This window comes from Secundilactobacillus pentosiphilus (genome assembly GCF_002217985.1).
GTDB lineage: Bacteria > Bacillota > Bacilli > Lactobacillales > Lactobacillaceae > Secundilactobacillus > Secundilactobacillus pentosiphilus.
The window spans coordinates 1-19,906 of sequence record NZ_BCMI01000033.1; the positions used below are offsets into that span (position 1 = coordinate 1).

Sequence of the window (19,906 nt, forward strand, 5' to 3'; positions counted from 1 at the left end):
GATGAAGATGCGGGCCTCTTTTTGTTTGCACCCACAGATGGTGAACCTGATTATAAGATCAATTCCATCAGCACATATGCCAGTCATACCGTCATCATTGCTGAGAAGGTGAGAAACGATGGCTGATATTGTCATCAAAGGTGCTGACCAACTGATGCACAAACTTGAAGTCATGCCTAAATCGCTTAATAACGCTTTATGGGATGCCAACTTTGACATTGTGCAGGTTGCGGATGAAGAAGCAGTCAGAGAGCTGCAATCCTCGACCAAACATAGTTCAGGCGAATTATCCAGTTCGCTTAAGTATGAAGTGATGGAAGACACAGATGGCCATGTGATTGGTCGTTTGTGGTCAGATAATCCAGTCGCAACATATCGTGAGTTAGGGACTGGTTTAGTTGGTCAGGAATCACCTAAGAATTTACCTGATGATGTTCACCCCGTTTACACTCAGCACCCTTGGTTCATACCAGCCGACAAAGTTGATACTGATTTGCATGCGATATATGGCATGCCAGAGATTAAAATCAATGGCAAAAAGTTCTATCGCACCAATGGTCAGCCAGCTCGACAGTTCTTGGTACCAGCGATTGAAGATGCCGGTGAACAAGGGCCAAAGATTATCAAGGAGCACATTGTAAAGGAGTTGGGAAAGCTTGGTTGATATATATAACTTGAGTCGTGACGTTAACAGCATTCTTAACTCAATAAGTGAGTTAAAAGATGTTGAACCGAACTATCCCGATGAAATTACCGTGTTCCCAATGGCAGTCTATTCAACAGTTCGCAAGACATTTAATCGTAATGCTGATAACGAAGAAACCGATACGTCATGGACAGTTACCGTTGACGTGTTTAAGCAACAGGGCAGTTTAACAGCAATTGTGGATGAGATTACTGTTAAATTTGCCAACATTGGTTTTGTTGCTACTGTGCAGCAAGCCAATCAAGCCGGATTTAATCGTTCAATCATCACGCTAACAGGCGTGATTGACAATACATCAAGACGTGTCTATCAGGCACAATAGGAGGAAAAATACATGCTATTATATTCAGATTTATTGAATCTGCAACGCTTTGCGGATCCAGCTAACACTGATACCGATGTTGATTCAACTCATGGTTTGATTGCCACGGGCACTAAGCTGGAAATGGCTGAACCAGGTTCAACCGATTACCAAGAAGTGGCCGATGTAAAGACCATTCCAGCCTTGGGCGGTGCACCACAGGAAGTTGATGTCACCACTTTAGGCGATACTCAAACTAAACAGCTTGAAGGTATTGAAGCTGCTACTTCTGCTGCCTTCTCTGTTCAATACAAAGGTCCGTCATGGAATTCTGTTCACGCTAAGTCTGGTGACCGGAAGCAATATAACTGGCGTGTTACTTATCCAGATGGTATGACTTCTACGTTTACTGGTTCATTTACCATTCAGTTTGGTGATGTGGCTGTTAACGGTGCTTTGACTTACACGTTAACTGTTACCATTTCTGATGGTCCTAATTTTGCTGACTCACCTTCAACTGGTACGCCAGCTGCGAGTAGTGGAACCAACTAACATCCCAGTCACTGGCGTTAGCTTAGACCAGACGACTGCTTCCGTGGAAGTTGGTAAAACAGTTAAGCTAAACGTCACAGTAACACCAAACAATGCAACTGATGCTACACCAGCATTCACTTCTAGTGATGCTACAGTAGCAACTGTTGCAAACGATGGTACAGTCACAGCCGTTAAAGCCGGTACAGCAACGATTACCGTAACTTCCGGTGGCAAGACTGCAACATCAGCAATTACCGTAACTGCTGCAGCACCAGCACAACAATAAAACATTTAAGTCGCCTATGAAATCCACAGTATCGAGAGAGGCGGCTTTTTATTATGGAGGAAATTAAAAATATGGCAGTAAAAAAAGCTACAACTACACAACTTCAACTAGGTAACTTATCACTAGATTTAAAGCTTGACGGTCGTGCAATCTTAAACATTGAAAAACGCTTAGGCAAGTCCGTTATGGCGCTCTTTATGAATGCGGATGGCGGTATGCAAATGCCACCAACCCATGAAATCTTAATTGTTTTGCAAGGTGCCAACACGAAACATGGTATCAGCGATGCTGATATGATTGATGCTTTTAACGAATACATCGACCAAGGCAAGTCACCAATGGACCTATTCATGAAGTTGACTGATCTGTTTGAAAGTTCAGGTTTTTTTGGCAACAAGAAAGCGGACAGCAAGGAAACGGACAACGAACAAATGACGTTAGACGCACCAGTAGCGGACGAACCAGCGGACGAGGACAAGAGCCTGTAAAACAGTACGATACCGTTTCCGAAATGCTGATTGATATGCAGCCGCTGGCTCTGAGAGCTGGTATTTCGGTTGAGCGTTACTGGAGTATGGATATGAACGAGATAATTGCTCAATCTAAAGCCAACAATCAACGAAAATATGACCAGCTTAAAGAACGAGCCATTATGGATCATAAGCTTTCTGAACTGATGGCTTTTGCGGTCAATGAGCCTAACAAGATGCCGGATATTAAGAAGATGTACGGCATTGATGTGGAAGCTGATGAACCGGAAGCACAGTCGACAGAACCAGTTCCAGAGTGGAAAAAGGATCAGGCTGAATTTATGAAGCAAGCAGAAATGATTCGCAACACGCGTAATGCAAGAAAAACTAAACAGGGAGGTGAATAGCGATGGATCTTGAAACTTTGCAAGTTATTTTTGATATGAATACTGAGCGGATTCAGCCTAAGCTTGATGCGTTACAGCATAAGTTCTCAAACGTTTTTGACCGTATCAGCGGTACGGCTAAATCTGGCTCTGAAAAAGCTGAAGACAGTATGAGCGTAGCTGGTGGTTCGAAGAAAATGTCTGAACAGTTAAGCGAGCTAAACGATAAGACTAAAGGCATGATGGATAAGTTCAACACCATCATCAATGGTGGTGCTGAAAAGGCTGCTAAATCCATGACTGGCAATATGGGTAAGATGCGAACCGACACCATGAAGAGTGTGGATTCCATGGTTGCCGATATTGACAGTAAGATGGATCAAGCCCGTGCTGCTCAAGAGCGGATGATGAATTTGCGTGGTATGAAGTCTGACAGCTTAGATGCTGGCGATAACAAACAAGCTTCACGGTATGATGAACAAGCTGCCAGTGCACAAGCTCGCATGGTACGTTATCAAAACCAAGCTAAAGCCTTAGCACAAGAGCTTAATAATGAAGCAAAAGAGTTGCCTGGGACGTTGCATCGGATTGCCGATGGCATGGATGAAAACGAAGTTAAGATTGAAGCTATTCGAAGAAAAATTAAAGGCTTAGAGGTAGCTGAAAAAGATGCTTATGCACTAGACCCTAATAAGGGTTTTGATGCTGAGCCTTCAGTACCAACCGATAAGTCACGTGCTATTGCAGAGCGTATCAACAAAGAACGAGCTTCGATGAACAAGCTCATTGCTACTAGTGATGCTTTAAACGAACAGTATGGACGTTTACAAGACCGTTCTAAGGAGTTAGCCGGTGCTAGTGAACGAGTTGATACAGGTCTTGAGTCTGAAGGCAGACAAACTCGTAGTTTACGAGAAAACTTTGCTCGCTTAGGCAATGAATTTCGTTCAGTTGGCAGTCGTATGCGAAGCGTACTCAGTTCAATTGGCCGTTTCAGTGGTTTATCTCGACTCTCTCGACAGTTTAGGCAACTGCGTGGTGAATCAGGGGGTTTGATTTCTCGTTTAGCTGAGGTTGGCAGTCGTGGTTCACACTCGATGAACCGTCTTAGCAACAGTACACATAGATCAGAATCATCATTGCGTCAATTATCGTTTGGTTTAAAGTCATTGCCAGCACAATTCATTGTCTGGGGAATTGGCTTTGAAGCTATGCAAAAATTCTCTGAAGGTTTACTTAATGCTGCTAAAACTGACCGGCAGTTTAATGCAAGTTTGAACGCCGTCAAAGCTAATCTAATGACAGCCTTTTATCCTTTATATACCGCTATTATTCCTTGGCTAGATGAATTCATGAGTGCATTGGCTAAAGCTACTGGTTGGTTAGCACAGTTTAGTGCTGCTTTGTTTGGTATGAGTAACGGTGCTGCCCGTGCTGGTGCTGCTAATATGTACAAGCAGACTAAGGCAATGGGCGACACTTCGAAAGCTACTAGTAAAGCCACTAAAGAATTACAGAAACATAATGCAGCAATCACTGCCCACAATCGGGCAATGCAGCAAGCAGTGGCTAAAGAAAATGCAGCCATCACCGCTCACAACAAAGCCATGCAAGCAGCAGTTCAAAAAGAAAACGATGCGATCAAGAAACGCAATGCTGCCAGACGAAAATCGATTCAGGATGAGAATGCTGATATCCGTGCATCAAATGCTAGACGGCGACAAGCTGTGGAAGATGCTAACGAGAAGATCCGGGCTTCTAACAAGCGAGTTGCTGCTGATGTTGCCAAACAAAATGAAGCGCAAAAGAAACGAATTGAGGAATTAAAGAAGAAATATGCTGATTACAAAAACTCTTTAATGGGCTTTGATGAAATCAACACATTGAATGTTAGTAAAGATATCCCCGATTACACACCAAAAAAAGCTAAGCAGAAGGCACTTGAAACCTTTCATCCACAAGCTACTAAGCAATCTGATTTTACGCCAGAGCCACTAAAACGGTATACCCCCGAACCATTGAAGCATTACACACCTAAGCCAACGAAAAGTGCTGAGAGTTTAGATGATTATCAACCGGATGGAACCGATAAAGCATTTGCTAAACCGATGGAAGCCTTTGCGGGAGCTGCAGCGGCTGCAAGAAAACTTAAGCAGATTCTTGCTGATTTGTTCAAGCCAATGAAAGAAGCTTGGGACAAAGAAGGCGCTGGTGTTGTCAAAGAAGCTAAGTATGCGTTGAAAGAAATTGAACGTTTACTTGGTGATATAGGCAGATCCTTCATGAAAGTCTGGGACAGTAAAACTGGTGTGAGAGTGCTCACCGATATCCTGAGGCTGTTAAAAACAGTTCTAGGCATCATTGGTGATGTTGCTAAAGCGTTTGCTCAAGCATGGGAAGACCACGGTGCAGGCACTAAGTACATCAGGTCAATTTTTAATGCCTTGGACGCTATTTTGAAAGTCTTGATTGAGATTGGCAAGTCGTTCCGTAAAGCTTGGAATGACGGTGGCACTGGTCGCAAGATTGCTTCTGATCTGCTTAGGTTGTTTACAGATGTTAATCGGATGATCATTACCATTGCTAACTCGTTCCGCAAAGCGTGGACGGAAGGCAATACTGGTACGAAGCTATTCAGTGCTTGGCTACACGCATTTGACCAGATCGTTAAATTAGCTGATTCATTTGTTAATTCATTTCGTAAGGCTTGGGCTGAAGGTGGAGTTGGTACAAAGATCTTCAACAATATCCTGAAGATTGCTACTAACGTTGGTAAAGTAATCGGTGCTCTCGCTGGACAGTTCAGAAAAGCGTGGGACAGTGGCAAGCTTGGACAAAGCATCTTCCACACCATTCTAGGTGCTGCTAATGATGTGTTGTCACGTATCAAGGATATGAGTACTGCCACAGTCACCTTTGCCAAACATCTTGATTTCAGACCTTTACTGGAGTCCATCAAGTCATTGTTCACCTCTCTCCGTGGATTAAACAAGACGATTTGGAATGCACTGGACTGGGGCTACAAGAACGTTTTGCTACCATTGGCTAAGTTCACTATCACTAAAGCATTACCGAACTTCTTCAAATTACTTTCTGCAGCAATTAAAGTTGTTAATGCAGTGCTAAAAGCCTTAGCACCATTAGCTAAGTCACTATTCAACACCTTCTTAAAACCATTTGCTGGTTATACCGGTGGCAAAGGTATCGGTGCTTTACAGCTGATTACTAAGTTATTAAATGGCTTAGCTAATTGGATCAACAAACATCAAAGTACAGTGAGAGACTTCGCTAAAGTACTGGCCGGAATATTTGCGTTTAGAGTTGCAACCGGTGGATTAACTAAAGGTATTGGTTTACTTGAAAAAATGAATGGCAGCCTAGGAAAAATTAAGGGTGCCGGTACTATTTTCAAGGATATCTTCAATAAGATTACTGGGCTAGACAAGCTTAAAGCTGCTAAAGACAGCTTGGGTGATATGGCTGGCCTTAAGTGGGGCAATCTTAAAGACGGTGCTAGTCATGCTAAAACGTTTGCTGGTGCTGCGTGGTCTAAGTTAAAAGACGGTGCAAAGTGGGCTGGTGATTTAGCCGGCCTTGGCTGGTCAAAACTTAAGACAGGTGCTGTTGTCATAGTTGATTTTGTAAAAGGTATCAAAGATTGGTCAATCTGGAGTAAGCTGGCTGCTGCAGGTCAAGCAGCGTTGAATGCTGTCATGGATATCAATCCATTTGTATTGATTGCTTCAGCGATTGCTGCAGTTGTTGCTGGACTGGTTCTGTTGTACAAGCACGATAAGAAGTTCCGTGATTTTTGTAATAATATTGGCAAATCAATTTCTAACAAACTTGGTGATGCAATTAAGTGGCTAAAGAAAAATTGGTCACATATTGGAGAATTTATCATAAATCCAGTGGGCAGTATTGCCAGATGGTTTATGAAAGATACTAAGACTGGTAGAGAAATCACTAAATGGGGCGCTGCACGTCTTAAGAACGCTGTTAACTGGGCTAAAGGTATTGGCTCTGGAATTAATAATGCAGTTTCAAAAAGTCATAAAGCTTTATCTACTGCTGGTTCAAATATCCATAAGTGGTTATCTGAGAAATCCCATACGGCTTTTGACTCAGTAAAGTCTAAAGCTAGAACACTTGGTAAAGACATTGGCGGATTTATAAGTTCCCATAAAAAGGAATTCTCTAAATCTAGTTCCAATATCCACAGTTGGCTGTCATCTAAGGCTAAAGATGCCTTTAAGACTGTTTCTAGAAAAGCCAAAACTATCGGTAAAGATATTGGAAGCTTTGTTACTAACGGCAAGAATCATTTAACCAAGGCCGGTTCTAATATTCATAGTTGGATTTCAGAAAAATCTAAAAATGCTTTTAAAGCAGTTTCTAGTAAGGCCAGAACGTTAGGCAAAGATATCAGTAGTTTTGTAAATAAAGGCAAGGGCCATTTAACTCAGGCTAGTTCTAACATTCATGAATGGGTATCCAGTAAAGCTAAGAACGCCTTTAAATCTGTGCGTGATAAAGCTAAAGGTATTGGCAAGTATATCCATGATCGTGTAAATGACGGCAAGTCACATATGACTAAGGCCAGTTCAAACATCAAGGCATGGGTATCTGGTAAAGCAAAAGATGCCTTTAAGACGGTTCGTAGTCGTGCAAGTTCAATTGGCAAGTATATTCACGATAAAGTTAATGCTGGTAAAGGTCATATGACTCAAGCTAGTTCCAACATCAGATCGTGGGTATCTGGCAAGGCCAAAGATGCATTTAAATCAGTACGTGGCAAAGCCAAAAGTATTGGATCATATATCAAAACGCATGTTAGAAATGGCAAAGGTTCAATGGAGTCTGCCAGCAAAACGATTTATACGGCTGTCCACAGTAAAGCCTCTAAAGCTTTTACAGCTCTAGAAAAGCGTGCCAAGAGCTTGGGCAAAAACATTGCTAAAGGCATACGTGATGGCGTTGGTGGTGTTAAGAGCGCAGGACGTTCAATTGCAAATGCTATTGTGGGAACAATTGGTGATGCCGTAAATGGTGTTATTGATGGTTTGAAATGGATCTTGCGTCATGTTGGGGCTTCTGGTCGTGCTGGTGATATGCATCACTGGAGAGTTCCGCATTTTGCTACTGGTGGTGTTCACCAAGGTGGATTAGCACTGGTTAACGATGCGGATGATGATACTTATCAGGAATCCTACGAACTGCCAAATGGTAAACAGGGACTGTTTCCTAAGAAGCGGAACTTAATTACAGACTTACCATACGGTACCAAGATCAAGTCTGCTGTGGACACTGAGAAAGACATTTATAATCAACTTCCACACTATGCTTATGGTGTTAGCGGTAATACTTGGACGTTTAACTTACCAACTGGTAAATCAAATCATGTTTTGAAATTTGGACCGGTGTTGTCAGCGGTATCTAATGCAATTGGCCGTAAAGTTAAAGGACTGTTAAAAGGTATTGAAGGAAACGTTTTGTGGGATGCCAACCATCCTAAGACAATTATTAATGACTTCACTCGTAACGCTGACTTCTTTGGTTACTCTAATTCACTAGGCGCTACGCTTGGACATAGTGCTAATTCTTTGGTACGTAAAGGTGCCACTTCGAATATCGGCAAGGCTTTACGTTCATTCGCTGATAAGCAGATGGCTAAAATTCGTTCGATCATTAAGGCTGCTGAAGACGCATACAAGCGGGCTGTGGCAGCTGCTAAGAAAGCAGCAGAAGAAGCTGCTCGTAAAGCTCGTGAAGCTGAGGAAAAAGCTAGAAAAGCAATTGAGCGTGGCAAGAGTGAGGCTGCACGTACTGCCAGTGGTTGGCTCAAAGAGCTGTCTGATGACAATCGTTCAAAGCACCATAAGAAGCATAAAAAGCATCGTGGTCATGAGTTAGGCGGTTTAGTTACTGAACCAGATGATTATCCGTTGGCCGAAAATGGCCGACCAGAAATGATTTTGCCATTGAGCAAGCCTAAATTAGCTCTTGGCTACATTGCCGAATCACTGCAACGGATGGGTTACGCTGGCTCAGGAGTGACAATGCCTAAAGCCATGACACAGACGCAATTGCCAGTCTCTATGACGCCATCCACAAGCCAAGGCAATTCAGACGTTGGTGTTCAAGGCGATGGTGTATCTGGTATGCAAGAAGCTTTAGTTAATGCCATCACGATGGCATTACAACAAAACTCCGGTGTACAGAGTGCTAGTGCCAGCGGTCAGCCAGTCGAAATCACGGTCAAGATTGGTGATGAAAGCCTAGGTAAGCACGCAATCAAAGGTATTAATGCTGTAAACCGCAAGAATGGTCGTAATATGCTTAATCTGTAAGGAGGAAAGTTAGGTGAGTTATTATTTTGCAGTCAACGGGGCCACCATGCCCACACCCAAAACGTATTCGTGGGTTGTACAAGATATTGACGGGAAAACAACACGGAATGCCAGTGGGAATATGGTACGTGACCGGATCACATCTAAAATTAAATTAACGATTGAATGGGGACCTTTATCCAATGATCAGATTTCAACAATTCTGACAGCGGTTAAGGATCCTTTTTTTAAAGCAACTTATATTGATGCTCAAGCTGGTGGAATGCTAACTAAAACGTTCTACGTTGGTGATAGAACTTCACCTTCTTATTCGTGGAATGACCAGTTTAAAAACTATGCCTGGTCAGGACTCAGTTTTGACATTATTGAGCAGTAGGGAGGTGAGAGATTGTTAAAGCAATCAGATGCTTTTAATCAGGTCTTTAACAGTGATAGTCGGACGCTTTCAATTAAAGCAACGGTTGCGGGTAAGGATTACACCGCAGATGATTTAACATCAGTTGAATACGATTCTGCTGCTATGACCGGTGAATCAATGGGTATCGGTTCAACCTACGAAAACTCCGTAAAGATAACCTTTGCTAATCTCGTGGAAGATATCAAAGCGAAAGATGAAGTTACGGTTTCAATCGGAGCTAAATTGCCTAATGGCACCTATGAATATGCACCACTTGGCGTTTTTTATGTGGATGATGAAATCACGATGGATCGTAACAATAAAACGACTGAAATCACTGCTGATGATGCAATGTGTATGTTGAATGGCGTATACACCGCTAAGGTTACTTTGCCAACGACACTTGCTGATATGGCTTTAGACATTGCTAACCAAGCTGGTGTGTCAATAAATCAGGACAGTTTCAGTAAGCTACCTACGATTGGCTTAAGTAAGATACCAACTAATCAGCCTTATCGGACAGTGCTAGGTTGGTTGGTCATGATGATTCCGGGATATGCGACTTTTGACCGGAACGGACAGTTATGTTTACGAGATATCGTTGGTTCTACCTATGCTGTGGGTCCTGATAATTATGAGTTTCAAGGGCTGACTAAGAATGAAAATCCCTATACAGTCACTGGTATTATGATTACTCAGGACAATTCAATCGAGTATTCAGCTACAGAGCAAGATAGTGATGATAATACTTCGACAGATACTGATAATACATCAGGAATTGATGAGACTGATTCAGATGACAATGACACGGATGATACTAACCCCAGCGATTCAGACAGTAGTTCGACTGATGACGGTTCAGCTACGGACACCGTAGATAGTTCAGCAACAGACCAAACAGTTACCTTGCAAGCTGGTGCTACGACTGGTTCAGTGATTAATCTACAAAACAATCTAATGACACAGGATATCTTAAATCAGATATGGAAAACTATTCAGCCTATTCAGTATTATCCCTACACACTTAATTGGTTTGGTAGTCCGGCTGTGGAAGCTGGCGATTGGCTGGAAATATCTGATACTCAGGGCAATAAGTTTACGGTTCCAAATAATAGCTACGTGCTGACGTTTGACGGTGGCCTGAGTGCTGTTTCTAGCACCGGTGAAACCGTTGTTTCGGGTACCAACTGGGACTATCATGGCACGCTTACTCAAACGATTAAGCAAATCAATCAGCAAATGAATGCGGTTGGTACTTACACTTTCTACACCGTGAGTGATCCAATTAATCCACACGAGGGTGATCTGTGGTACAAGCCGAATGGTGATAAGACCGAGCTTTATATTTATACCAATAACCGGTGGGTCAGCATGGTTGGCGATTTGACAGGTAAACAAATTGCTGATGAAGTTGACCAGGCTCAGCAGGATATTAAGAATGCTAGGGCAGTTGCGGATGCTGCTAATACACTAGCTAAGAATAACAACCAAGATCTTCAATTAAAGTTGGGTACTGATAAATTTAATACCACAGTAAGTCAACTCAACAGCGATATTAACTTACGGGTTAAAAGTGGGGATGTTATCAGTCAGATCAATGCTGAAGCTAATCAAGTTTTGATTCAGTCTGGCAAGATACTGTTGGACGCTCCCACAGTTACTTTCTCAGGTAAAACATTCATTCCAGACTCAGCTATTACCAATTTAAATGCCAGTAAAATAACTGCAGGAACGATTGATGCTAGTACTGTAGATATCATTCACTTGAACGCCAGTAATATTTCGACTGGTTCGTTAGATGCCAGCAAAATTGGGGTAACTAATCTGAATGCTAATAATATTGTGGCAGGTACGTTATCAGGGCCAAACATGAAATTAAATCTTGATAATGGTCAGTTTGATTCGACAGATAGTAAAGGTAATTTAGTTGATATTGATGATGGTGAAATCAGATATCTTTTGAAAGGTACACAAACTGCCACAGGGAAAATCAGTTTAGGTAAAATGATGGCTACAACTGATGCGTGGGATTTCCCTTGGATTGCTGCAAATCCAATTATGATACGTTCAAATACCGGTGTTATTATGAGTGCTCAAAAATCAATTGATGGCGACTATTTAATTGGTACGGGTGGTTCTATTGAAGCAAATCCAGACGGTGTCATGCTCAGCAGCAATGAAGTAACAGATGAAACCGATGCAAAAACCCATTATTATAATTCACTTCAAATTGAACAAAATCTTGTACAGCTTTTAACCTGGGGAGCGAATATTTCAATTCGTAATATTCCCCTGGAAAGTTCAGCTGATGGCGGTGTGATAGAGATTGACGAAGATAAAGGTATAACTTTATCACGTAATAACGGCAGTTTAATTCTCAATGATGATGGGATAACAATAAATGGCGATTTTAGCGTAACTGGTACTAAAAATGCCGTATATGTCACACGTGATGGTGTCAGAGCAACACCTGCTTATGAAATGGCCGAAAGCTATTTAGGTGACATGGGTGAAGCAAATACGGATAAGAATGGCCAAGCAGAAATTCCAATTGAAATATTATTTGGCGATGTTGTTAATACTGCAGTGCCATATCAAGTTTTCGTCCAATCTTATAGCTCAGCTCATGTGTGGGTGGAACAACGTAATCAGGATAGTTTTACTGTTCAATCTGACCAACCTGACACACCTTTCGTGTGGGAGCTTAAAGCTAAGCGCCGTGGGTATGAGAAAGATAGACTGGTTAAAACTAATATAGATGTTAAGCAAATTGCACTATCGGAGGGCTATCAAGATGAACAATCAAACTGATGAAAAAGATTTAGTTATCGGACAATTAAGCACTAATTCAGGAAGTGAAATTGGTCGATTACTACAACAAAATGCTCGTTTGACGGTACTAGCAAGCCAATTACAGACTGAAGTTAAACAGCTAAAGGATAAGTATGAACCAGATAATAAATAGAATAGAGGTGATTGGATGACAAGTTCATCACAGGGGCTAGTTGCGACCGGAACTCGGCTCTACTACGCAAGTCACGGAGCAGTGGCTTTTAAAGAAGTGGCCAACGTTAAGACCACGCCTGAAATTGGTGCAACGCCACAGCAAATTGAAATCACCAACCTAGATGATGTTAACCAGCGCTACGCAATGGGTATGGGAAACGTACCAATGCTAGCGTTTACCGTGGTCTATAAAGGCCCTGACTGGAATACAATTTACAGTTTGGCTGGCAACCACACAGATTATGACTGGAAGCTGGTTTATCCCGATGGCATGTACATTACTTTCACTGGTCCATTCCAGATTCAACTAGAGCCAATGGATATTAACACCGCTGCAACTTACAATCTCACGATTGCCCCGACTGACATTCCAAAGTTCCACAAGTCAGCAAGTGAGGACGGTGGTACTGGCACTGGAGACAATAAAGACGAAGGGGGTGACAGTGGTATGAGCTACCGACCAATGTTTGTTAAAACCTTTGATTCTGTGGCTGACATGAATGCCTATGATGATTCAGCTGATGATGTGATCCAAGGCGATTTCGTACTAATAAATTCGACTGATGGTGATCGTGGAAAAGTTTATTTCTATAACGGCGACGGGTTTACGTTCTTTGCCAATATTGTTGGTCCACAGGGCATTAAAGGCGATAAAGGCGACCCTGGTTTGAGTATGCGAATGCTGGGAAAAGAAGCTTCACTGCCAGCGATAGCTGATGAAGGCTCATTTTGCTTTGTTGGTACGACATTGTATTCGTACACGAATGGCAAATGGATCAATTTAGGCGACTTTAAAGGCGATAAAGGCGATAAGGGCGACCAAGGAATCCAAGGTATTAAAGGTGATACTGGTACGACTGGGCCAACTGGCCCTCAAGGCCCTAAAGGTGACACTGGTGATTCAGCTTATGCAGCAGCTGTGACTGGTGGCTTTAAAGGCACGCAAGATGAATGGATTGCTTCACTGAAAGGTGATAAAGGCGACAAAGGTGATCAGGGTATTCAAGGTCTGCAAGGTGAAAAAGGTGATTCAGCATATACACAGGCTGTCGCCAATGGTTTTAAAGGTAGTGAGACTGATTGGCTGGCGTCTCTAAAAGGTGATAAAGGTGATACCGGGCCTGCTGGCCCACAAGGTGAAAAGGGCGATAAAGGTGATACCGGTGACGTTAGTTTAACTGACTTGAATAATGGACTAAGCTCAAAAGCGAGTTTAACTGATAAGAACGAGTTTAAAGGTACGAATAAGTTTGACCAAGACCCAACGGATAAAAATGGAAATCCGTACCTTACTGGTATAATTCAGCCACTACAAACAACTGGTACTGATTTGTTTCATATATTTGGTAAACCGTATGTAGCAAGATATTCATGTAGTGATGATAGTGTTGCTGCTAGTTTTAAAAATTCACCAGTAAACATATCTTTTTTACTGACTGTTACGCCTCTACACTACAATGGTGACTTGGCTTCGAATGGTGTGCCAAAATGGGCTTCACAAATTTTAGACGTTACATCTATACTGGGAAAAAATTATCAAGCAATAACCGGTACGGATGGAAATGGTAATATTCAAACTATCATTCCATGGCACGAACGAAATTAATATAAAGAAGGTTATTAAATGTTTATCTATGTAAAGTATGACGAAAATGGATTCATCACTGAATATCAAAATACTGAGGCTGATGGATTCACTAAAATCTATTTGTTGGATTCATGGATTATGCAATTCGCTCAATGGCCTAACAAATTTCGTTATGATACTGACAAAAAGGCTTTGTTAAATCCTGGCAACTTACCAGATTTGTCTCTGACGGATTTAAACAAAAAGTATCAAGACTTATTAGCAACCAATAAGAAAGTAACTGAATCAACTACAACTATTGCACAGCAACAAACTCAAGATGCTAAAAGCTTAAATCAAGTACAACAAGCTATTACCACGATGGCAATGGCTAACGCTATGAACAGTGCTGCTAAACCAACACAGGCTAAGGAGAAAGCATAATGGTACAAATTTATAAGTGGGCATACCAAGACTGGAAAACGATTGATGAAGATGGTTTGAAACAATTAGTTGGTTTGCCACAAGGAATCACCGCTGATGATTACAAGACAATCACTGGTGATGATTATCAAGCTACTTCCACAGCATCACCAACAGCTTAGCGTCACTGATTAATTCAGTGGCGTTTTTAAATACAGAAAAAAGGAGGTGGTAAAACAATGTGGCGAAATTTTAAGCGAAATCATTTTCTCGTTATATCCGGTTTGGAAACCCTAATGTTAGGTGCTTATATCATTTACGTACAGCATATTTTTAATCCCTCTCATTATTATCGCAAAGCTGAAATGGCACATATCGTTATGCATGCCCAAGATCCAGGTATGGCAATCATGTTAGTTTGTGTGGGAATGCTGGCAATTATTACTGGTTGCTGGGACATTAACCGGTTTAAAGCTAAACGGATAAGCCTCGTTATGATGTCATCCATTTGGTCTATTTATTTTGTAGCATTTTTTTACCACGATTTATCGCGTCCTGGGCCAATCGGCTTTGGGACTTTTTTAGTTGGCTTTATTTTGATCCGTTTGTTTGCGGAAGCATTGTGGGGTGACAAGTTGTGAATGAAATTTTGCGATATGTCATCACTGCACTGATCGGTGGGCTAGGGACTTGGTGGGCAACTTCCTTAAATGATTCCACTAAGCGTGAGGATATCTATGCTGACCGGATGCCGATGTGGTTGGATAGGCTCGACAAAATCACCCAGGAACGTGATGAGCTTAAAGAGCGGGTCATGAACTTGCAGGAAGAAGTCAGCAAGCAATCGGAAACGATTAAGAACCAATCGAAAATCATTGATGAACTGACCAAAAGTGTCAATGAACTAAAGGTATCTATTACTAACAATACGAAGGAGTTAGATAAAGATGTTAACGAAAAACTATAGTACTGCAGTTATTTTGATGGCAAGCAATGTGTTAGATGGTGGCAAGGATATTAAAGATGTTCCGGCTGAATTTCAAGCTGATGTAAAGGATATTATCAACGGTGCTACCTCTGTGGAAGTCAAGCCAGAAGCTAACCCTACGGTCGTTATTAATCCATCTAAGGAGGCTGCTAAATAATGGCTTGGACTAAGTATGTAACAGACGTTATCACTTGGTTAACTGGCGGGGGATTCACCCTGCTAGTGGCTGTGTTGATTAACAATCGTAAGTCTATCTTTGGTTTATTGGAAAATATTGCTGATCACACCAAGACGAAAGCTGATAATGACTTACTTGAACGGATTAAAGCTGAAGCTCAGACCCAAGTAACGGCCGTGCAGCATTCAAGTTATTCAGGTAGTGAGCAAAAAGAACTAGCGGTTAAGAAGCTAATTGAGTTAGCTAAAGACTTTGATGTAGATTTGGATAGCAATAAAGCTAAAGATTATGTAGAAGAAGCCTACCAGCTTAACTATGGAGTTAATAAGTCAGTGAAAGCCAACGAGCAAGCACAGCTGGTTAAACAGATTACTTCCACAGCAGAGAAGATGGATGCGGAAAATCCGCCAGCTGTTCAGTTAGACGATGGTGATTTGATTGAGCTTAATGGTCAGCAATACACAATCAGCACTAACGATAATGGTGAAATTACTCTGACAAAGAAGGCGTAGCACATGGCACACTATTTTATTGATGTATCATCTTACCAGCCATCCAGCTACGCATACTTTCTTGATAAGAAGCGCCGTGGTGCTAAAGGCGTTGTGATCAAGACCTCTGAGGGTGGCTATGGTGGAACACCGTATGTTTCTCAGAGCGGTAGAGCACAGGTTGCTAACGCTCGCAAGGCTGGTTTAAAAGTAGCTGTATATCATTATGCTAAGTTCAATAGCTTGCGATACGGTGCCAATGATCCAGTCAATGAAGCTAACCTGATGGCAAACACGGCCAGAGCGTGGGGGTGTGGCAAAGATACTTTAATGGTGCTTGATGCTGAAGACCCGGTATTGCGTCATGATGCATCTGCTGATGCTGCTATTTTCTATAATGCTTTGAAACGGAAAGGCTTTAAGCACTTCGATATTTATGGTCCAGGAAGCTGGTTCTGGGCCGGTCGTTTGAAGATTGGCACACATTTCAATCTGGCCGGATGGCCTGCAGCATACGGCAGTTCTGGCTCTGGTGTTGCTGGTGCGAAAGCCTGGCAATATACTGACAACTGGCATGGTTTGGGTGTGGATGGTTCGTTAGATTATGGTGGTGAATATACGACTAAGAAAGAAGTTACTGATAAGCCTAAAAAGATTACCAAGGATAACGTTCACGAATACTATTTCTGCTACAATCCTGGCAGAATCATTACGACTTCCACGATTTATCAGCATAAGACTGCCTCATTAAAGAGTAAGTCCAATCATGGATTAAAGTTACCTGCTGGAATTCCTGTGGATATTGCCAAGGTTTACTTTGATAAAGCTGGAATCATTCCTTATTTTGAACTAGCCAACGGTACTTACATCACAGCAAATCGCAGTATGGTGACCAATGCGTACTATGAAACTCCGTTGAAAGAAATCAAAGTTATTAAACGGATCAAACTATATCGTGATTTGCAACGAACTAAAGTTGTTCCGCATAAGGGGTTCAGAAAGAATGTTTGGCCTAAGGGTACGGAATTTACAGTGAAAAAAGTAATTCCGTATAAGAATATCTGGATCCTCAAACTAGACAATGGATTTTATTGCACAGCATATAAAAAGTTTGTTAAAAAGATTAAGTAATCTCGATAAGAGCCTCCTGACCTTTGTGGTTGGGAGGCTTTTTTTGTGTTTAAAAATAAAAGCACATTTGTACTAAAAAAAGGCACATTTGTATTGTAAAAAGGCACGAACGGGGTTATAATGTATTTGTAATCAAGTAAGGGATAAAAAAGCAAAGGAGATCTTGATAATGAGTAAATCAGAAATTTTCAAAAAGGCATGGGTTTTAGCAAAGGCTGGCGCTGTTCGTTTCGGTGGCTCATCAAAAGATTACTTCGCAGCTTCTCTCAAGATTGTTTACGCAATCCCAGCAACTTTCGTACTTGACGTTGCTTCAAGCAACCACAAACCTGCATGGTGCGCACGGATCACTGGCTTAGACAAGCGGTACGGTTTCAAACGTGAATTCGTCAATGGCGGTAACGGCCACTGGGAATTAGCCGATGGCGTTTACAACTGGGGTCGTGGCAGCAAACGTGAATACTTGATCGTTTCAAATGGCAACGCACACGTTGTTTATGACGACGATGTTAAATTAATGTTTGCTTAATCAAAAATAGAAGGAGAAATCAATCATGGAAAAACAAATTGTAACAGTAGGTGGCGTCAAATATGTAGTTACTGAACCGGCTTATGACGAGATCAGTGAGAGTAAAGTAGTTGGCGTTAACGGAACAGTTAAAACGGTTAGTGGTAAAGGCTACCGATTGGACGGTAACCCCGATGATATGTTTGAAATTGAATGGGTACTGGACAACTATTCTGATGGCAAGGATGCCGACGAATGGGTTAAAGACTGGGACACCGCAGACGCCGTTTACGAATTAGACTAGGGGGAAATTAAATTGACTGAATCAATCTTAGATAAATACTTTAAAAAGAACCGTCTTAATGCCAATTTAGTTGCTGAGGCTGCTGGATTGACACGCTCAACGCTCAAACGGCAGGTAAATGCCAACTTTGATGATATTAAAGTAAGTACCATTAAAATGATTGCTAACATCATGGAGCAATCGCCAGCGCAAGTCTTAGACGATTTGTATCAGCTGGCTGGCGGAATTAATGACTATAGCGATAATGCCGGTATCTACAGCACTGATGGCGGTATTACATCAATCAATCTGCAGCAGGCACTTAAGCAGGTTAAGCAGGCCGTCAAAGATGGCACCAGCTTGCTGGTACAGGGCGGAAATGAGAACGACTTTATCGACATTAAAGTTGCTGATGGATCTGTTAAATACTCTTTTACTGACGGTACTAGTGACAGCTTTAAAGCAATGTGGAATGAGATTTTAGGTGATGGTGATGTTAGATAATCCTACTCCAGAAGAAGTGGAAGAATTCGTCAAGCACGTCAAGTATAATGATAAAGGCAAGGGGGTTAGTATTGTAAAAGGTGTCAAGGTACACCGCCGTAAAAGTGGCGAAGTTGTTTTTAAGGCTGTTAGGCGAATGCAAGATCATACCTATACCGAGACGTATGACACTTTTAATGACGCTTTAGCTGCTTATCAAAGACTAGCTGATGAGCACACCTGGACGACTGGCCGCCTGATTGACTTAACCGGTCAAAAATTCGGACATTTAACCGTCCTTAACCAGGCTAAATCCCGTTATAAAGCCGAAAGTTATTGGCTTTGTAAGTGTGATCTTGATGGCAATGAAGTCGTGGTTAGCAGTAAAAATCTGCGGCGTGGCCGAGCTACTACCTGTGGCCAGCACCAAGCCGACCATTTAAAAAAATACCATGAACGGGAACGGGAAGAATCTAAAAAATATGGTACTGTGATTGATACTCTGACCCGTAAAATTTCTAAAAATAACAAGACTGGTACTAAAGGCGTGTACATGTTACATGACAAAGACGGCAAGATTAAATATAAAGCAGAAATCGGCATTGGGCGTCATAAAATACAAGGAAGCAAGTATGATCGCCTGGTAGACGCAGTTAGAGAAAGAGATTTAATGGAAGAAAAATATTTTAAACCCGTGCTTACTCAAGCTGAGTTTGAAAGAAAGTGGGGCAAACGTAAGAACTTAACTGGTAAAAAGTTTGGTCATTTAACCGCAATCAGACCAGCTGAAGATTATGTTAGCCCCAAGGGCAGACATATGCACAAGTGGTTGTGCCAGTGTGACTGTGGTAACACGCATGAATACGAGACTGTCCAACTCACAACTGGCAAAGCTGTGACGTGTGGTGACCGTAGGAGACACCCATACTTGCAAAAAGGGTATGCAGATAAAAAAGTTGACGGGGTTGCTACCTTTTTATATAAACGCCGCGCCAGAACTAATACCGGTCATCGTGGTATCACTCGTAAGACTACCAAGCTACATGGTGATCGTTACCTCGCACAGCTCAAGGTTGCTGGCAAACTGGTACTTCATGAGACATTTAACACGCTTGATGAGGCAATTATGGCACGCAAAGCCGCGGAAGAAAAATATATTCCAAAAGAGTAAAAAGTGATCATGTGACACCAGCTATGGATGAGCATGGTGGAGATAGTCAATATAGCTGGCCGTATATGATGGTATGAACCTGTTTGCCATCAGCAATGTATTTTACTGATTTCATTTACTGTATCTCCTTTTATGCGGTTGTTAGATAACTACGAAAGGAGAAATAATTGGTTTTTAAAACTATGTAAAACCCGCCTAGGTTGATTGACGCATCATTGACGCGTCGCTATTTTATGTGGCCACAAAT

22 protein-coding genes are annotated in these 19,906 nt (G+C 41.9%); all 22 read left to right on the forward strand.

Going from position 1 to position 19,906, the window contains the following annotated elements:
* Nucleotides 1–118: 118 nt before the first annotated feature.
* A complete protein-coding gene (locus CES81_RS11815) occupies nt 119–664 on the forward strand; it encodes a hypothetical protein (RefSeq protein WP_089121935.1) in 546 nt (181 codons plus the stop codon).
* Complete coding sequence (locus CES81_RS11820) at nt 657–1,028, forward strand: hypothetical protein (RefSeq protein WP_089121936.1); 372 nt, start codon at nt 657–659, stop codon at nt 1,026–1,028. The genes CES81_RS11815 and CES81_RS11820 overlap by 8 nt, the downstream gene beginning before the upstream one ends.
* A 12-nt stretch (nt 1,029–1,040) precedes the next feature.
* Complete coding sequence (locus CES81_RS11825; protein WP_089121937.1) at nt 1,041–1,559, forward strand: phage tail tube protein; 519 nt, start codon at nt 1,041–1,043, stop codon at nt 1,557–1,559.
* Nucleotides 1,507–1,827 carry an Ig-like domain-containing protein gene (locus CES81_RS11830; protein WP_180949808.1) on the forward strand — a complete coding sequence of 107 codons (321 nt, stop codon included), beginning with the start codon at nt 1,507–1,509 and terminating at the stop codon, nt 1,825–1,827. The genes CES81_RS11825 and CES81_RS11830 overlap by 53 nt, the downstream gene beginning before the upstream one ends.
* A 71-nt stretch (nt 1,828–1,898) precedes the next feature.
* Nucleotides 1,899–2,315: a DUF6096 family protein gene (locus tag CES81_RS11835; RefSeq protein WP_089121939.1), complete on the forward strand. Its 417-nt coding sequence runs from the start codon at nt 1,899–1,901 to the stop codon at nt 2,313–2,315.
* 92 nt (nt 2,316–2,407) lie between these two features.
* Nucleotides 2,408–2,704 (forward strand): hypothetical protein, encoded by a 297-nt coding sequence (locus CES81_RS11840; RefSeq protein ID WP_145993353.1) that lies wholly within the window; start codon nt 2,408–2,410, stop codon nt 2,702–2,704.
* 2 nt (nt 2,705–2,706) lie between these two features.
* On the forward strand, nt 2,707–9,033 hold the full coding sequence (locus tag CES81_RS11845; protein ID WP_089121941.1) for a cell envelope integrity TolA family protein: 6,327 nt from the start codon (nt 2,707–2,709) through the stop codon (nt 9,031–9,033).
* 13 nt (nt 9,034–9,046) lie between these two features.
* Nucleotides 9,047–9,409, forward strand: coding sequence for a DUF6711 family protein (locus CES81_RS11850; protein WP_089121942.1), 363 nt, complete (start codon nt 9,047–9,049; stop codon nt 9,407–9,409).
* A 12-nt stretch (nt 9,410–9,421) separates the two neighbouring features.
* Nucleotides 9,422–12,241, forward strand: coding sequence for a hypothetical protein (locus CES81_RS11855; RefSeq protein WP_089121943.1), 2,820 nt, complete (start codon nt 9,422–9,424; stop codon nt 12,239–12,241).
* On the forward strand, nt 12,225–12,395 hold the full coding sequence (locus CES81_RS13600) for a hypothetical protein (protein ID WP_180949809.1): 171 nt from the start codon (nt 12,225–12,227) through the stop codon (nt 12,393–12,395). Before CES81_RS11855 ends, CES81_RS13600 begins: the two co-directional genes overlap by 17 nt.
* Before the next feature lie 15 nt (nt 12,396–12,410).
* Nucleotides 12,411–14,042 (forward strand): collagen-like domain-containing protein, encoded by a 1,632-nt coding sequence (locus CES81_RS11860; RefSeq protein ID WP_089121944.1) that lies wholly within the window; start codon nt 12,411–12,413, stop codon nt 14,040–14,042.
* Nucleotides 14,043–14,060: 18 nt separating this feature from the next.
* Nucleotides 14,061–14,447 carry a hypothetical protein gene (locus tag CES81_RS11865; protein WP_089121945.1) on the forward strand — a complete coding sequence of 129 codons (387 nt, stop codon included), beginning with the start codon at nt 14,061–14,063 and terminating at the stop codon, nt 14,445–14,447.
* Nucleotides 14,447–14,608 (forward strand): XkdX family protein, encoded by a 162-nt coding sequence (locus tag CES81_RS11870; protein WP_089121946.1) that lies wholly within the window; start codon nt 14,447–14,449, stop codon nt 14,606–14,608. The genes CES81_RS11865 and CES81_RS11870 overlap by 1 nt, the downstream gene beginning before the upstream one ends.
* A gap of 57 nt (nt 14,609–14,665) precedes the next feature.
* Complete coding sequence (locus CES81_RS11875; protein WP_089121947.1) at nt 14,666–15,067, forward strand: hypothetical protein; 402 nt, start codon at nt 14,666–14,668, stop codon at nt 15,065–15,067.
* Nucleotides 15,064–15,393 (forward strand): hypothetical protein, encoded by a 330-nt coding sequence (locus CES81_RS11880; RefSeq protein ID WP_089121948.1) that lies wholly within the window; start codon nt 15,064–15,066, stop codon nt 15,391–15,393. Before CES81_RS11875 ends, CES81_RS11880 begins: the two co-directional genes overlap by 4 nt.
* Nucleotides 15,374–15,571 (forward strand): hypothetical protein, encoded by a 198-nt coding sequence (locus CES81_RS11885; protein WP_089121949.1) that lies wholly within the window; start codon nt 15,374–15,376, stop codon nt 15,569–15,571. The genes CES81_RS11880 and CES81_RS11885 overlap by 20 nt, the downstream gene beginning before the upstream one ends.
* A complete protein-coding gene (locus CES81_RS11890; protein WP_089121950.1) occupies nt 15,571–16,104 on the forward strand; it encodes a hypothetical protein in 534 nt (177 codons plus the stop codon). Before CES81_RS11885 ends, CES81_RS11890 begins: the two co-directional genes overlap by 1 nt.
* A 3-nt stretch (nt 16,105–16,107) precedes the next feature.
* Nucleotides 16,108–17,214, forward strand: a complete 1,107-nt coding sequence (locus CES81_RS11895; RefSeq protein WP_089121951.1) for a GH25 family lysozyme — start codon at nt 16,108–16,110, stop codon at nt 17,212–17,214.
* 169 nt (nt 17,215–17,383) lie between these two features.
* Nucleotides 17,384–17,743 carry a hypothetical protein gene (locus CES81_RS11900; RefSeq protein WP_089121952.1) on the forward strand — a complete coding sequence of 120 codons (360 nt, stop codon included), beginning with the start codon at nt 17,384–17,386 and terminating at the stop codon, nt 17,741–17,743.
* A gap of 25 nt (nt 17,744–17,768) precedes the next feature.
* A complete protein-coding gene (locus CES81_RS11905; protein ID WP_089121953.1) occupies nt 17,769–18,026 on the forward strand; it encodes a hypothetical protein in 258 nt (85 codons plus the stop codon).
* 12 nt (nt 18,027–18,038) lie between these two features.
* Entirely contained in the window at nt 18,039–18,509 is a 471-nt protein-coding gene (locus CES81_RS11910) for a helix-turn-helix domain-containing protein (protein ID WP_089121954.1), read from the forward strand.
* Nucleotides 18,493–19,659, forward strand: a complete 1,167-nt coding sequence (locus CES81_RS11915; RefSeq protein ID WP_089121955.1) for a hypothetical protein — start codon at nt 18,493–18,495, stop codon at nt 19,657–19,659. The genes CES81_RS11910 and CES81_RS11915 overlap by 17 nt, the downstream gene beginning before the upstream one ends.
* The last annotated feature ends 247 nt before the right edge of the window (nt 19,660–19,906 follow it).